This window comes from Stenotrophomonas sp. 704A1 (assembly GCF_030549525.1).
GTDB lineage: Bacteria > Pseudomonadota > Gammaproteobacteria > Xanthomonadales > Xanthomonadaceae > Stenotrophomonas > Stenotrophomonas tuberculopleuritidis.
Genome location: NZ_CP130831.1, coordinates 2572863 through 2586806 on the forward strand (window position 1 = coordinate 2572863; position 13944 = coordinate 2586806).

Genomic DNA, 13944 nt, shown 5'->3' on the forward strand with positions numbered 1-13944 from the left:
CTATCGGAGCTTTGCCATGAAGATGAAGACCCTGGCCGCGCTTGCGCTGGCCACCCTGCCGCTGTCCTTCCAGGCCACCGCCGAGGACTGGTATCCCTCTGCCTACGGCGCCAACGACGAGATCGGCGCGGCCAACCTGCTCACCGCGGACGTGGTCAAGCATGCGGTATCGCTGGTCAGGACCGGCAAGACCTATCCGCTGGCGGTGCCGGTGGACAAGAACCTGCCCGCGTTCCGCCACCGCAGCTTCCGCCTGTACAACGTGCAGGTCGGCCAGCAGGCCGGCAAGTCGCTGGGCCCGAACAGGTTCACCTTCAACGATGAACTGGTGAACGCCTGGACCGGCGTTGGCACCCAGCTCAACGGCATCGGCCATATCGGCATCGACAACGTCTACTACAACGGCAACCGGGCCGCCGACTTCGTCACCGTGGACGGCGTGCGCAAGCTCGGCGTCGAGAAGGTGCCGCCGATGGTCACCCGCGGCGTCGTGCTGGACATGACCGCGCACTACGGCAAGGCGATCGTGCCCGGTGGCACCGAGTTCACCGTGGCCGACATCCAGGCCGTGCTGAAGAAGCAGGGGCTGCGCCTGCGCAAGGGCGACGTGGTGCTGTTCAACACCGGCTGGCTGGAACTGATCGGCAAGGACAACACGCAGTTCCTGGAGGTGGAACCCGGCATCGGCATGGAGGCCGCGAAGTGGCTGGCCGACCAGGGCATCGTCGCCTTCGGTGGCGACACCTGGGCCTCGGAGGTCTACCCGAACCCGAACGGTGCCGAGGAGTTCCCGGTCAACCAGTACATGCTGGCCAAGCGTGGCATCTACAACCTGGAGCTGATCGACAGCCGCGCCCTGGTGCACGACAAGGCCTGGGAGTTCCTGTTCGTGCTCGGCCAACCGCTGTACGTCGGCTCGACCCAGGTGAACATCAACCCGGTGGCGATCCGATGAACACCGCCTCCGCCCTGCCGCCGTTCGCCGGCCGCGGCTTCCGCGTCCGCTATGACGGCCTGGCCGCCGACAATGTCTACAGCGCCGATGGCCGCCACGTGCAGTACGCCATCGTCTCCGGCGCCCATGCCGGTGCGCGGGGCGCAGCCGCCTGTGAGTGGCACAGGATCAGCGAAGGGGTCTATGCCATTTCGTGGCAGGAAGCCGACGGCGCTACGGTCGTGCATGTCGATGACTTCGAGGGCGGGCGATCGCTGGCCTGGCTCACCGCCGCCGATGGCCGTTTCCATCGCATGCAGGGGCCGCTGCACGCACTGTGATGCCGGCCAGCACCGCCCGCCCATGCCGGCGTCTCAGGAGCGTCGCTTCGGTAGTGCCGGCCGCTGGCCGGCACCCCCGTCCTGATCGAACACTCCGGCCACCCAGTCGATGAATACCCGCAGCCGCGGCGCCGGCGTGCGGTTGCGCGGATAGACCAGGCTCAGGGGACTCGGCGTTGGCGGCGCCTCGGGCAACAGCTCAACCAGCTGCCCGCGTGCGATATACGGGTCCATGCGGTAGCGCGGTGCCTGGATGATGCCCAGGCCTGCCAGGGCCGCACCGAGGAAGGCATCGGCGCCGGAAACACGCACCCGCGCCGGCAGCGGCAGGTAACGCACCTGCCCGCCCTGCTGGAACTCCAGCGGGATCAGCTGGCCGGTGGCGCTGGAACGGTAGCCGACCATCTGGTGGCCGTGCTCCAGCGCGTGCAGGGAATCGGGCAGGCCGTGCGCCTGCAGGTAGCCGGGCGAGGCAACGGTGACCTCACGCAGCAGGGTCAACCGTCGCGCCGCCAGATCGCTGTCGGCCAGGGTGCCGACACGCAGCGCCGCATCCACGCCTTCGCGCAGCAGATCGACGTAACGATCCCCCTCGCTGACGTCCAGCTCGATCTCCGGGTAGCGCCGCAGGAAGTCCGGCACGTGTGGAAACAGCAGGTGCCGGCCCAGCGTACCGTGCACCTCGATGCGCAGCGGGCCGCGTGGCGGCACGTCACGGAACGCGGCCTCGGCATCGTCCATGTCGGCGATCAGGCGCAGGCATCGCCCGTAGAACACTTCGCCTTCCAGGGTCGGCACCACCACGCGCGTGGTCCGGTGCAGCAGGCGCACGCCCAGGCGTTGTTCCAGGGCCTTGATCGCATCGGTCACCGTGGCCCGCGGCAGGCCCAGGTCCTCGGCGGCACGGGTGAAACTGCGGCGTTCCACGATTCGGACGAAGGCACGCATGGCCGTAAAGCGGTCCATTGTTCGGCAACCCGGATGATGTTGGCGGATTATGCCGGATTATCCGGGGCTTCAAGGTGACGATGATGGCCCTGCGCCACTCCGGCGTGCCCGCCTGGAAAACCCCATGACCGCTTCCCCCGCTCGCCGCATCGCCCTGGTCACCGGCGGCTCCCGTGGTATCGGTGCCGCCATTTCACGGCGCCTGGCCGCCGACGGCCATGCCGTGGTGATCAACTATGCCGGCCGCCGCGACGATGCCGAAGCGTTGGCCGCCGAACTCAACGCGGACGGGGCGCAGTCCGTTGCGCTGCAGGCCGACGTGGCCGATCCACAGGCCGTGCGCCAGCTGTTCGACGCCATCGAGGCCCGTTTCGGCGGTATCGATGTGGTGGTCAACAGTGCCGGCGTGCTGCAGCTGGCGCCGTTGGCCGACACCGACGACGCCCTGTTCGAGCGGGTCATCGGCATCAACCTGAAGGGCGCCTTCAACGTGCTGCGCGAGGCCGCGCGGCGCGTGCGTGATGGCGGCCGCATCGTCACCCTGTCCACCAGCGTAGTGGGCATCAGGCTGGAAAACTACGGCGTGTATGCCGCCAGCAAGGCGGCAGTGGAAACCCTGGGCGCGATCCTCAGCAAGGAGCTGCGCGGGCGCAGCATCACCGTCAACGCAGTGGCGCCCGGCCCCACCGCCACCGATCTGTTCCTGGACGGCAAGTCGCCCGAGCTGATCGAACGCCTGGCGAAGATGAATCCCTTGGAACGGTTGGGCACGCCGGAAGATATCGCTGGCGCGGTGGCATTCCTGGCCGGTGCCGACGGCGGCTGGATCAACGGCCAGGTGCTGCGCGCCAATGGCGGAATGGTGTGATGGCATGCCGACGGTAGTCGCCCACCTTGGTGGGTGGGCGCCGTCCATCAACCGCCGGGCAGGGCCCGGCGCTACCGTGCGTGCTACCGCGACATCGAATACGGCGCCTGCGCGCCCTGCCCCGGCCAGTCCTTGTTCGGCTCGGCCTGCATGCTGAAGCGCAGCTCGCCACCGGCCAGGATCTCGGCATGGCGCAGGAACGTACGCTGCAACGGCTTGCCGTTCAGGCTCACGCTGCCCACGTAGGTATGCCTGTCGTCCAGCCCGTCGGCCACGATGGTGAAGGTCTTGCCGTTCGGCAGGCGCATCGCGGTCTTCGGCAGGAACGGCCGGCCGAGGATGTACTCGCCCGAGCCCGGTGCCACCGGATAGAACCCCAGCGCGGTGAACACATACCACGCTGACATCTGGCCGACGTCATCGTTGCCGGCCAGGCCATCGGGACGGTCGGCGTACTGGCTGTCCATGATCTGCTTCAGGCGGGCCTGGGTGCGCCACGGCTGCCCGGCATGCGAATACAGATAGGCCACATGATGGCTGGGCTCGTTGCCATGTGCGTACCAGCCGATCAGCCCGGTGATGTCTTCCATGTGCTCGAAGATGGACGGATCGACCTTGGCGTTGAACACCTCGTCCAGCCGCGCGAGCAGCTTGTCGCTGCCGCCGTGCGCCGCCGCCAGCCCGGCCACGTCCTGCGGCACATACCAGGAGTACTGCCAGGCATTGCCTTCGGTGTAGTCGGTGCCGTAGCCGCTGGCACTGGGATCGAACGGGGTTCGGAAGCTGCCGTCGCGCTTGCGCGCGCGCATGAAGCCGGTGTCCTTGTCGAAGGCATTGCGCCAGTTGGCGGCGCGCTTGTCGAACGTGGCCGCAACATCGGCCTTGCCCATCGCCTGCGCCATGCGCGCGATGGTCCAGTCGTCGAAGGCGTACTCCAGCGTCTTGCTCGCGGCCTCGCCTTCCTCGTCGATGGGCACGTAGCCCAGCTCGCGGTACTGCGCGATGCCGTCATAGGGGCCGTAGTTCGCGGTCTCCACCATCGCCTTCAGTGCCTTGTCGGCATCGAAGCCGCGGATGCCCTTTACGTAGGCATCGGCAATCACCGGCACCGCGTGGTAGCCGATCATGCACCAGTCTTCCAGCCCGTGGAACGACCACACCGGCAGCATGCCGTAGGGACTGTGCTGGTGGTGAGCGAGCATCGAATTGACGAAATCGCTGTTGCGCTTCTCCGGCTGCACCAGGGTCAGCAGCGGATGCAGCGCACGGTAGGTATCCCACAGCGAGAAGGTGGAGTAATGGGTGTAGCCCTCGGCCTTGTGCACGGCGTTGTCCGGGCCGCGGTACTGGCCGTCGGCATCCATGAACAGCGTCGGCCCCAGCAGGGTGTGGTACAGCGCGGTGTAGGCGCTGCGGCGTGCATGTTCGGGTGCGTCGATATCCAGCACCGACAGCGCCTGCGTCCACTCCTGCTTCGCCTGCGCACGCACGCGGTCGAAATCAAAGTCCGCCACTTCCGCATCGAGGTTGGCGATGGCACCCGCTTCACTGACCGGCGAAATGGCAACCTTGACGATCAGCGGGGCGTCCAGCCTGCCGAAATCAAAGGTACCGACCAGCTGCCGGCCCTCGATCTGCGCGCGCTGCGCCGGGTCCTTCTCACCCGGCGGCGGGAAGCCCTTGTAGGCGATGTCCTTCTCGGTGCTGTGCAGTTCATGCCCGGCCAGCGGCCGTGAGAAACGCATCGCGAAGAACACCTGCCGGCCCGGCGCCCAGCCGCGGGTTTCGCGGAAGCCGGTGACGGTGCCGTCGGCACGCACGCGCACCCGCGACCACAGGATCTTGCCCGGGTAGTCGTACATGCTGGTGCGCATGTCCAGCAGCACCTTGGCATCGGTGCCCCTGGGGAAGGCGTAGCGATGCACGCCGACGCGGGCGCTGGTGGTCAGCTCGGCGCGCACCTTGTAGTCGTCCAGGGTGACCGCGTAGTAGCCCGGCTCGGCCTTTTCGTCATCGTGGCGGAAGCGCGAGGCATAGCCGCTGCGCGGCGCGTCCGGATCGCCGCGTTCCAGGCCCGGGTTGCCGGTGAACGGCATGACCAGGATGTCGCCCAGATCGGAATGGCCGGTGCCGGAGAAGTGCGTGTGCGAGAAGCCGACGATGCTGCTGTCGTCATAGCGGTAGCCCGCGGCCCAGCCATAGGCCTTTTCGCGCGGCTGGATGCGCGTGTCCGGGCTGAGCTGGACCATGCCGAACGGCACCGTGGCGCCGGGATAGGTATGGCCCTCCCCGCCGGTTCCGATGAACGGGTCGACCGAGGCATAGGCTTTGTCGGCCGCGGTTCGGGCGGGCGCGGCGCCGGCCAGACCAGAAGCGAACATGGCCGAGGCGGCGACAGCGAGCAGGAAACGACGTTGCAACAGGGGCATCGGCATTTGGATCGATTCAGGTGGTGACCGGATGCTAGCACCGGGTTGTAGGGACTGCATGTTGCGCTGCGGCTGAACAGATGGAAACGCGACAGAACTTGTCCGATTTCGGTTGCAAGTTATTGCATGGCTTCCCCGGCTGGCGGTCACCAGACTGGGCTCACACCGAAGAGGCGAGACACCCGACGACGTCCGCAGTTCTGACGCGACTGTCGTCACGCTTTTCCTCATCCAACTTGGAAAAGGGGCCCCAATCACCACGCCTTCACGCCGTTGCAGCGCTTCATTCACGCCGACGAAGTGAATACGGCCCCCTTCCTGAAGTTCCTTTCACCAGGAGTTCCGTCATGAAGATCGCGGTTCGTCGTTCGCTTGCCCTGGCCGTTGCCAGCACCCTTGCCGTAAGCGTTCCGCTGTATGCAGGCACGCTCAATCCCGGACAGTCCGCCGCGGTCAATGCGGGCGACACACCTGAGACATGGATCCTTCGCAACGCAACGTTGACCGCCAATCCCGGTGGTGAGACGTTGGCCATCACTGCAAGCGAGCAATCCACGTTGGTGCTCACAGGCGCTTCGGTATCAGCGGCGCGGACAACAGGCGCAGTTGTTCTCAACAGCAGCAGTGGCGACATCTCCGACTCGACCATCCGCAATACCAGTGGCCGTGCACTTACGTTGGGCGACAACGGTGCGGGTGATCCTCTCCTTCCGGGATCGACAGCGACGGTTCGGCGCAGCGATCTACTCGGCCTCGGCGTTGGCGCCAGCGTCGCCGTTGCACTCGGCAGCACTACCCAGCGCGCTCATCTTGTCCTCGATGCTACACGCCTGGAAGCACTCGCCAATGCTGCTGCCCAGCCCCAGGTGGCGGGCAACGGACTGCTGGTGATCGGCACAGCAGACGTATCCATCCAGAACGGCAGTAATGTCATTGGCGCCCAGAATGGCATCTATGCCGTTGACACTGATGAAGCCGGCGCATCCCACGTAGACATTCATGCATCGCGCGTCGAAGGGCGCACCGGGGCTGCCATCCGCGTAGCTCCCTCGCGCGGTCCCACCAACCCACGTTCCAACGTGGTCTTTTCGGTTCAGGGCAACACCGAACTCATTGGTGGCGATGGCAATCTGGTGTCCGTGGAAGCACCCGATGCAACGATTGGTTTCAACGTTGATGATTCACGCCTCACCGGCAACATCATCAATACCGTCGGCAGCACGCTGGATGTCAACCTCTCCAACCGCGCCAGCATTACCGGCGCCATGACCGAGGTCACCCGCGTCACTCTGGATTCGGCCAGCTGGAACATGACCGGCAACTCCACAGTGGGTACGCTGGGGCTGGGCAACGGCACCCTGTCCCTCGGCGACGGTTCGGCCTTCCACACCCTCAACGTGGCCGGCAACTTCAGCGGTGCCGATGGCACGATCCTGTTCAACACCGTGCTGGCCGGCGACGATGCGGCCACCGACAAGCTGATCATCGGCGGCGACACCAGCGGCACGGCCAACGTGCGCGTCAACAATGTGGGCGGCGCCGGCGCACAGACCAGCCAGGGCATTCAGTTGATCCAGGTCGGCGGCGCCTCCAACGGCCAGTTCAACCTGGCCGGACGAGCCGTGGGCGGCCAGTACGAATACTTCCTGCACAAGGGCACCGGCGCCGATGGCAACTGGTACCTGCGTTCGGTACTGCCGACCGTGCCGGACCCGTGTGTGGTCGACCCCACCCTGCCCGAGTGCACGCCGGTTGATCCGGGCCCGGATCCCGACCCGGTGCTGCGTCCGGAACCGGGCGCTTATCTGGCCAACCTGCAGGCCGCGCAGACCATGTTCCGCCTCGGCTACCACGACCGGCATGCCGGCCAGAACAGCGGCCGCGCCTGGGCGCGTGTGGACGGCTCGCGCAATGGCTTCGATGCGATCAGCCAGCAGCTGGACATCCGCGGCAACAGCCAGGCACTGACCGTGGGTGCTGATGTGTGGCGTCACGCGTCGGGCAGCAGCGCAGGTGTGATGCTGTCCACCGGCAATGCCAGCAGCACCTCCACCAACGAGCTGACCGGCTATTACGCCCGCGGCAAGGTGAAGGGCGAAGCGTTGGGCATCTACGGCACCTGGCGCGGCGGCAACGATGCCGATCCGTACGCGGGCTTCTACGTGGATGGTTCGCTGCAGCGTGCGCAGTTCCGCAACCGGGTGCAAGGCATCGGCCTGGCCGACGAACGCTACGACAGCCGCGCCTGGCAGGGTGCGATTGAAACCGGTTACGCGTTCCGCATCGGCGGTGCCCGCAACGGTGGCATCTATCTGGAGCCGCAGCTGCAGGTGGGCTACAACCGCTGGGACGGCAACCGCCATACCGAGGTGAACGGCACCGTGGTCACTACCGAGGATGCCGACGGGATGTTCGGGCGTGCCGGTGTGCGCCTGTCCGGGGTGACCCGCTGGGGCAACGGTGTGGCCGAAGTGCAGCCGTATCTGGCCGCCCACTGGCTGCACACCCGTGCCGAATCGCAGATCCGCATGGACGACGAGCTGGTGGATGCCCGCATTCCGCGCAGCCGTGGCGAGTTCAGTGCCGGTGCGTCGGTGAAGTTCGGCAACGGCATCGGCGCGTGGGGCGGGCTGTCACTGCAGCGTGCCAGCGGCTACCACCAGAACAGTGCGCAGGTCGGCCTGAGCTATAACTGGTAAGACTTTTTTGGCCTTGAAGGGCGGCTCGGGCGCAAGCCTGGGCCACCCTTTGTCTGTGACTGATTACAGCCGCCAACCTGCGTGCACGTTTGTTTCAGTGGCTGAACAGTGCTAAACACGCCAGAACTTGTCTGGATTCAACTGCAACTTTTTGCATGGATCGCCCCAAGGCCGAAGACGAGACTGGCCCCCTGCCTGCCATGGCGCAGCGGGGCGGCATGCGATGAGGAACATCACTGCCGGAAAAGGACGTGCTCCGTTGCGCCACCCGGGCCGAAGGGCAACCGGTATCACGCTATTTTCACGGCGCCTCAGCGTTTCATTCACGCCGACGAAGTGAATGCGGTCCCCTTCCTGAAGTTCCCTTTCACCAGGAGTCCCGTCATGAAGATCGCTATTCGTCGTTCCCCTGCTCTGCTCGCGCCGTGCCTGCTGGCAAGCGCGCTGCTTCTCTGCCTCCCCTTGCCAGCACTCGCCGGCAGCCTCGTTGGTGGACAGACTCATGACATCCATGCGGGCGATCCTGTTGAGACCTGGAGCGTGCAGGGTGCCTCGACATTGAACATCCTCGCTGGCGGCGTCGCCGACGCCACTTCGCTGCAGGCCAATTCCACACTCAATGTCACTGGCGGATCGATACTCACTGCGAGCAATACTGGGTTGTCTGTGGGTGACCAGTCGCAGGCAACTTTCAACGGCGGCACGTTGACCAACACGGGTGGCGTGGCTCTGTCCCTTTCTGTAAATGCAGGTTCCAACATCGGTTCCAGCGCCACCTTCATCGACAGCAGCATTTCCGGTGTAGGCCGCGCAGCATCCGTAAGTTCGGGAAGCAGCCTTTCGCTTTCCAATACCCGCGTCACCGGCACCAGTGTGACAAACAAGAATGGCGCGATCACGTCGTTCGGTGGATCGCTCGCCCTGACCAATGGAACGCACGTCGAAGGTGAGTCACACGGCATCACCATGTGGCTGTCCGATGACGGTCTGGCTCGCCCAGGGGACGGCGATGTCATCATTGATGCTTCGTCCGTCAAGGCTACCACCGGCAGTGCACTGTATGTCAGCACCATCGGCAATGGCAGTCTGGACACGGCAAACATTTTCGTTCGCAATGGCGCAACCCTCAGCGGTGCAGATGGGAATCTGATCACCGTCGAACAGGGAGTGGCCACTACGCGCACGACAACGGCAAACTTCAACGTCGAGAGCACCGTACTCGAAGGCAATGTGCTGGTGGCCAACGACGGCAGTATCGGTAACGTCACCCTGTCAAAGGGTGGCCGCATCAATGGCGTGTTCACCGGGGTCAACCAGGCCAGCATCGGCGATGGTGGGTATTGGCAGATGACCGGTGCCAGTACGGTGGCCACGCTGAACCTGGGCAGCGGCGGCACGATTGCCCTTGGCGACGGCTCGGCCTTCCACACCCTCAACGTGGCCGGCAACTTCAGCGGCGCCGACGGCACGCTCCTGTTCAACACCGTGCTGGCCGGCGACGATGCGGCCACCGACAAGCTGATCATCGGCGGCGACACCAGCGGCAGCGCCAACGTGCGCGTCAACAATGTGGGCGGCGCAGGCGCGCAGACCAGCCAGGGCATCCAGTTGATCCAGGTCGGCGGCGCCTCAAACGGCCAGTTCACTCTGGCAGGCCGCGCCGTGGGCGGCCAGTACGAATACTTCCTGCACAAGGGCACCGGCGCAGATGGCAACTGGTACCTGCGTTCGGTACTGCCGACCGTGCCGGACCCGTGTGTGGTCGACCCCACCCTGCCCGAGTGCACGCCCGACCCAGTGCTGCGCCCGGAACCGGGCGCTTACCTGGCCAACCTGCAGGCGGCGCAGACCATGTTCCGCGTTGGCTACCACGACCGTCATGCTGGCCAGAACGCCGGCCGTGCGTGGGCGCGTGTGGACGGTTCGCGTAATGGCTTCGATGCGATCAGCCAGCAGCTGGACATCCGCGGCAACAGCCAGGCACTGACCGTGGGTGCTGATGTGTGGCGTCACGATTCGGGCAGCACGGTCGGCGTGATGCTGTCCACCGGCAATGCCAGCAGCACTTCCACCAATGAGCTGACCGGCTACTACGCGCGCGGCAAGGTGAAGGGCGAAGCGTTGGGCATCTACGGTACCTGGCGCGGTGGCAACGATGCCGACCCGTATGCGGGCTTCTATGTGGATGGTTCGCTGCAGCGTGCGCAGTTCCGCAACCGGGTGGAAGGCATCGGCCTGGCCGACGAACGCTACAACAGCCGCGCCTGGCAGGGTGCGATTGAAACCGGTTATGCGTTCCGCGTGGGCGGTGCCAGCAACGGTGGCATCTATCTGGAGCCGCAACTGCAGGTGGGCTACAGCCGTTGGGACGGCAACCGCCACACCGAAGTGAACGGCACGGTGGTCACCACCGAGGATGCCGACGGGATGTTCGGGCGTGCCGGTGTGCGCCTGTCCGGGGTGACCCGCTGGGGCAATGGCGTGGCCGAAGTGCAGCCGTATCTCGCCGCCCACTGGCTGCATACCCGTGCCGAATCGCAGATCCGCATGGATGACGAGGTGGTGGATGCCCGCATTCCGCGCAGCCGTGGCGAGTTCAGCGGCGGCGCCTCGGTGAAGTTCGGCAACGGTATCGGCGCGTGGGGCGGGCTGTCACTGCAGCGTGCCAGTGGTTACCACCAGACCAGTGCGCAGGTGGGCCTGAGCTACAACTGGTAAAGCGTTCTTGGCCTGAAAACGGCGGCTCCGGCGCAGGCCCGGGCCGCCCTTTGCTGTTGGCATGAAGGGTTGCACGACGTGGCATTGAGCCCTGCGGCACCATCGGGCACGGCTTTGCAGGACGTCCGTGGAGCTTGGCTCCACGGCAATCAGTCGAGCGTGGCACGCCGCCGCACAAGGCGGGTGCCGATCAATCGGGTAGCGCGCTCTGCAGCGTTGCCAGATCTGCGCGTTCCACCGGCCGCACTACCCGTGCCACTTCCTGGCCATCACGCAGCAGGATCACCGTAGGCCACAGCTTTACCTGGAAGGAGCGGCCCAGCGGCTTGCCCTTGCCATCCTCGATCTTCCAGTGCGGCAGGTCGTGCGCATCCACGAATGCCTGCAGCGCCGGTTGCGCAGCCTGGCAGTGGCCACACCACGGCGCGCCGAATTCCAGCAGCAGCCAACCGGCCTGCGCATCGACATCGGCGCGGGCCGGTTCGGCGGCGACATGGTCACGCATGAACGGCATGCGTGCTACGCCGCCAGCGCACGCTGGATATCTTCCAGCGGCGCGTTGGTCAGGTCCTTGGCGATATCGGCCAGCAGCCGCGACTGGGTTTCCTTGTGCAGCAGCGGACGGATGCGGCCCAGTGTGGTCGGGTCGGCAATCAGCACCAGGTGCGTGTAGCGGTTCTTGAGCGCGTCTTCATTGAGCTGCTCTGCCACCTGCTTGGCGAAGGTCGCCTCGTTGAGCTGGGAGATGGACATGTCCTTGGGCACCGCACCGGCCGGCCCCTGCCCGGAAACGCCCTGCTCGCTGATGTCCTGCAGGCGCAGCTCGCCCTCCTGTTTCAAGCTCAGCTTCTGCTCGCTGCCAACGTTGGTGAACACGCGGGCTGAGCCACCATCGGCGACAACAACGAGGGTGCCTTCGGGAATGCGACGGGTCATGCGTTACTCCTTGCGTTGGTTCGCCACCACGGTAGAAGCAGCGGCGTGAGTGCAACGAGCACAACCCGTTCATTCCGCGTAACCGGCGCGACTGCATGAACAGGCGAGCTGGAACGCAGCGTTCGCGCAGCCGTGTTTCGCTGCATGCTCACACCGTAACCGTTATCATGGAAGGATGATCGACACGACCCACTGCATGCCTGCCGCCGTTGCGGGCATGCGGGAAGCACTGCCGACAGGCGTCTGGCTTTCCCTCATCGTATCCCCCTCGCCGTTCCACCGCCTGGCGCTGGACCCCGGCGGATGACGCCTGCGGGCCCTGCCCCGCCGCTGATTTCCGCTCGCCGCGTTCCCCCTGCTGACACTCAATCGGACCTGTCCGATGGCTCACTGCGCGTGCAGCGGGCAATGCTTGCTGCGTGTGCGACAGCTGACCGCACGCGCCCTTCTGCCCGCTTGCGGGCATTCGCTCCGATGCCCCTGCGCCTGTTGCGCCAGCATCGCCGTTTCCGACGTTCGGGACATTTCGCACTGCCCATCCCCCACATTCCATTCTTCCAAGGGAGTCCCCATGCAGGACAACTCCAACGCACACGCCCATTTCGGCTGGTTCAAACGCCGCCGCCACCTGAAGGTCGATGAGATCACCGTCGTCGACAAGCCCATGCTCAAGCGCGCCGTTGGCGCGGCGGCACTGGGCAATGCAATGGAATGGTTCGATTTTGGTGTCTACGGCTACCTGGCCGTGACCATCGGCCAGGTCTTCTTTCCCTCCAGCAACCCCACCGCGCAGGTGATCGCGGCCTTTGCCACCTTCACCGTGGCCTTCCTGGTGCGGCCGTTGGGTGGCATGGTGTTCGGACCGCTGGGCGACCGCTACGGACGGCAGAAGGTGCTGGCCTTCACCATGATCCTGATGGCGCTGGGCACCTTTGCGATCGGCCTGATTCCCTCCTACGAACGCATCGGCATCTGGGCGCCGGTGTTGCTGCTGCTTGCGCGCGTGGTGCAGGGCTTTTCCACCGGCGGTGAGTACGGCGGCGCAGCGACATTCATTGCCGAGTACTCGACCGACCGCAATCGTGGCCTGATGGGCAGCTGGCTGGAGTTCGGCACGCTGGGCGGCTACATCGCCGGTGCCGGTACGGTCACTGCGCTGCACATGCTGTTGAGCAGCGCGCAGATGCTGGACTGGGGCTGGCGCGTCCCGTTCCTGGTTGCCGGCCCGCTGGGCCTGCTGGGCCTGTACATGCGCATGAAACTGGAAGAAACACCGGCGTTCCGTGCCTATGCGGAAGAGGCCGAAAAGCGCGACCATGAGCGCCCCGGGCTGGGTGAACTGCTGCGTGTGCACGGCCGCCAGCTGCTGGTCTGCATGGGCCTGGTGCTGGTGTTCAACGTGACCGACTACATGCTGCTGACCTACATGCCCAGCTACCTGAGCGTGACCATGGGGTATGCCGAGAGCAAGGGCCTGCTGCTGATCATCATCGTGATGCTGGTGATGATGCCGCTGAACATCGTTGGCGGTCTCTTCAGCGACCGGCTGGGGCGCCGGCCGATGATCATCGGTGCCTGCATCGCGCTGCTGGTGCTGGCCATTCCGTGCCTGCTGCTGGTGGGCAGCGGCAACGATGCGCTGATCTTCCTCGGCTTGATGCTGCTGGGCCTGGCGCTGGTGTGCTTCACCAGTTCGATGCCCTCCACCCTCCCGGCGCTGTTCTACACGCCGGTGCGCTACAGCGCACTGTCGATCGCCTTCAATGTGTCGGTGTCGCTGTTTGGTGGCACCACGCCGCTGGTGACCGCCTGGCTGGTGGAGCGTACCGGTGACCCGCTGGTGCCGGCGTACTACCTGATGGGCGCAGCGGTGATCGGCCTGATCACCATGATGTTCGTGAAGGAGACCGCCGGCCTGCCGCTGCGCGGTTCGCCGCCGGCCGTGGGCTGCGACCAGGAAGCGGTGGCGTTGCTGAAGAGCGATGCGCCGCTGACGGTGGACCCGACCCTGCCGACGTTGCCGGAGGCCGGGAAGCCGGAACCGGCGACCCCGGCCTGATGGCGTGCCGCA

Annotated in this window: 12 protein-coding genes; 6 read left to right on the plus strand and 6 right to left on the minus strand. The window is 65.7% G+C overall.

The genetic code is table 11. The annotated features are described in order from the left end of the window. Positions 1-16 precede the first annotated feature (16 nt). Both Q5Z10_RS12040 and Q5Z10_RS12045 read left to right on the plus strand, forming a co-directional pair. Positions 17-955, plus strand: a complete 939-nt coding sequence (locus tag Q5Z10_RS12040; RefSeq protein ID WP_303635668.1) for a cyclase family protein — start codon at positions 17-19, stop codon at positions 953-955. Beyond that, positions 952-1275 (plus strand): MoaF-related domain-containing protein, encoded by a 324-nt coding sequence (locus tag Q5Z10_RS12045; RefSeq protein WP_303635669.1) that lies wholly within the window; start codon positions 952-954, stop codon positions 1273-1275. The genes Q5Z10_RS12040 and Q5Z10_RS12045 overlap by 4 nt, the downstream gene beginning before the upstream one ends. Positions 1276-1308: 33 nt before the next feature. Here the strand turns inward: Q5Z10_RS12045 and Q5Z10_RS12050 are convergent, their stop codons facing one another. Then, positions 1309-2241, minus strand: coding sequence for a LysR family transcriptional regulator (locus tag Q5Z10_RS12050; RefSeq protein ID WP_303635670.1), 933 nt, complete (start codon positions 2239-2241; stop codon positions 1309-1311). A gap of 106 nt (positions 2242-2347) precedes the next feature. On the opposite strand from Q5Z10_RS12050, the gene Q5Z10_RS12055 reads away from it, so the two are divergent. Further along, entirely contained in the window at positions 2348-3091 is a 744-nt protein-coding gene (locus Q5Z10_RS12055; RefSeq protein ID WP_303635671.1) for an SDR family oxidoreductase, read from the plus strand. Positions 3092-3174: 83 nt separating this feature from the next. On the opposite strand, the gene Q5Z10_RS12060 is transcribed toward Q5Z10_RS12055, so the two are convergent. The 3 genes from Q5Z10_RS12060 to Q5Z10_RS12070 all read right to left on the minus strand — a co-directional run bounded on the left by Q5Z10_RS12060 (position 3175) and on the right by Q5Z10_RS12070 (position 6521). Beyond that, positions 3175-5526, minus strand: coding sequence for a GH92 family glycosyl hydrolase (locus Q5Z10_RS12060; RefSeq protein ID WP_303635672.1), 2352 nt, complete (start codon positions 5524-5526; stop codon positions 3175-3177). Between the two features lie 277 nt (positions 5527-5803). Next, a complete protein-coding gene (locus Q5Z10_RS12065) occupies positions 5804-6154 on the minus strand; it encodes a hypothetical protein (protein ID WP_303635673.1) in 351 nt (116 codons plus the stop codon). A gap of 109 nt (positions 6155-6263) precedes the next feature. Further along, positions 6264-6521 carry a hypothetical protein gene (locus Q5Z10_RS12070; RefSeq protein WP_303635674.1) on the minus strand — a complete coding sequence of 86 codons (258 nt, stop codon included), beginning with the start codon at positions 6519-6521 and terminating at the stop codon, positions 6264-6266. 78 nt (positions 6522-6599) lie between these two features. On the opposite strand from Q5Z10_RS12070, the gene Q5Z10_RS12075 reads away from it, so the two are divergent. Both Q5Z10_RS12075 and Q5Z10_RS12080 read left to right on the plus strand, forming a co-directional pair. Beyond that, a complete protein-coding gene (locus tag Q5Z10_RS12075; RefSeq protein ID WP_303635675.1) occupies positions 6600-8219 on the plus strand; it encodes an autotransporter family protein in 1620 nt (539 codons plus the stop codon). Positions 8220-8603: 384 nt separating this feature from the next. After that, complete coding sequence (locus tag Q5Z10_RS12080) at positions 8604-10937, plus strand: autotransporter family protein (protein WP_303635676.1); 2334 nt, start codon at positions 8604-8606, stop codon at positions 10935-10937. Between the two features lie 190 nt (positions 10938-11127). Here Q5Z10_RS12080 and Q5Z10_RS12085 read toward each other — a convergent pair whose 3' ends face one another. Both Q5Z10_RS12085 and Q5Z10_RS12090 read right to left on the minus strand, forming a co-directional pair. Beyond that, positions 11128-11451, minus strand: a complete 324-nt coding sequence (locus Q5Z10_RS12085; protein ID WP_303635677.1) for a thioredoxin family protein — start codon at positions 11449-11451, stop codon at positions 11128-11130. Positions 11452-11456: 5 nt separating this feature from the next. After that, the gene (locus tag Q5Z10_RS12090) at positions 11457-11873 is read right to left on the minus strand and encodes a baeRF12 domain-containing protein (RefSeq protein WP_303635678.1); all 417 of its coding nucleotides are present in this window, start codon (positions 11871-11873) and stop codon (positions 11457-11459) included. Positions 11874-12444: 571 nt separating this feature from the next. On the opposite strand from Q5Z10_RS12090, the gene proP reads away from it, so the two are divergent. Then, positions 12445-13932, plus strand: coding sequence for a glycine betaine/L-proline transporter ProP (gene proP / locus Q5Z10_RS12095; RefSeq protein WP_303635679.1), 1488 nt, complete (start codon positions 12445-12447; stop codon positions 13930-13932). The last annotated feature ends 12 nt before the right edge of the window (positions 13933-13944 follow it).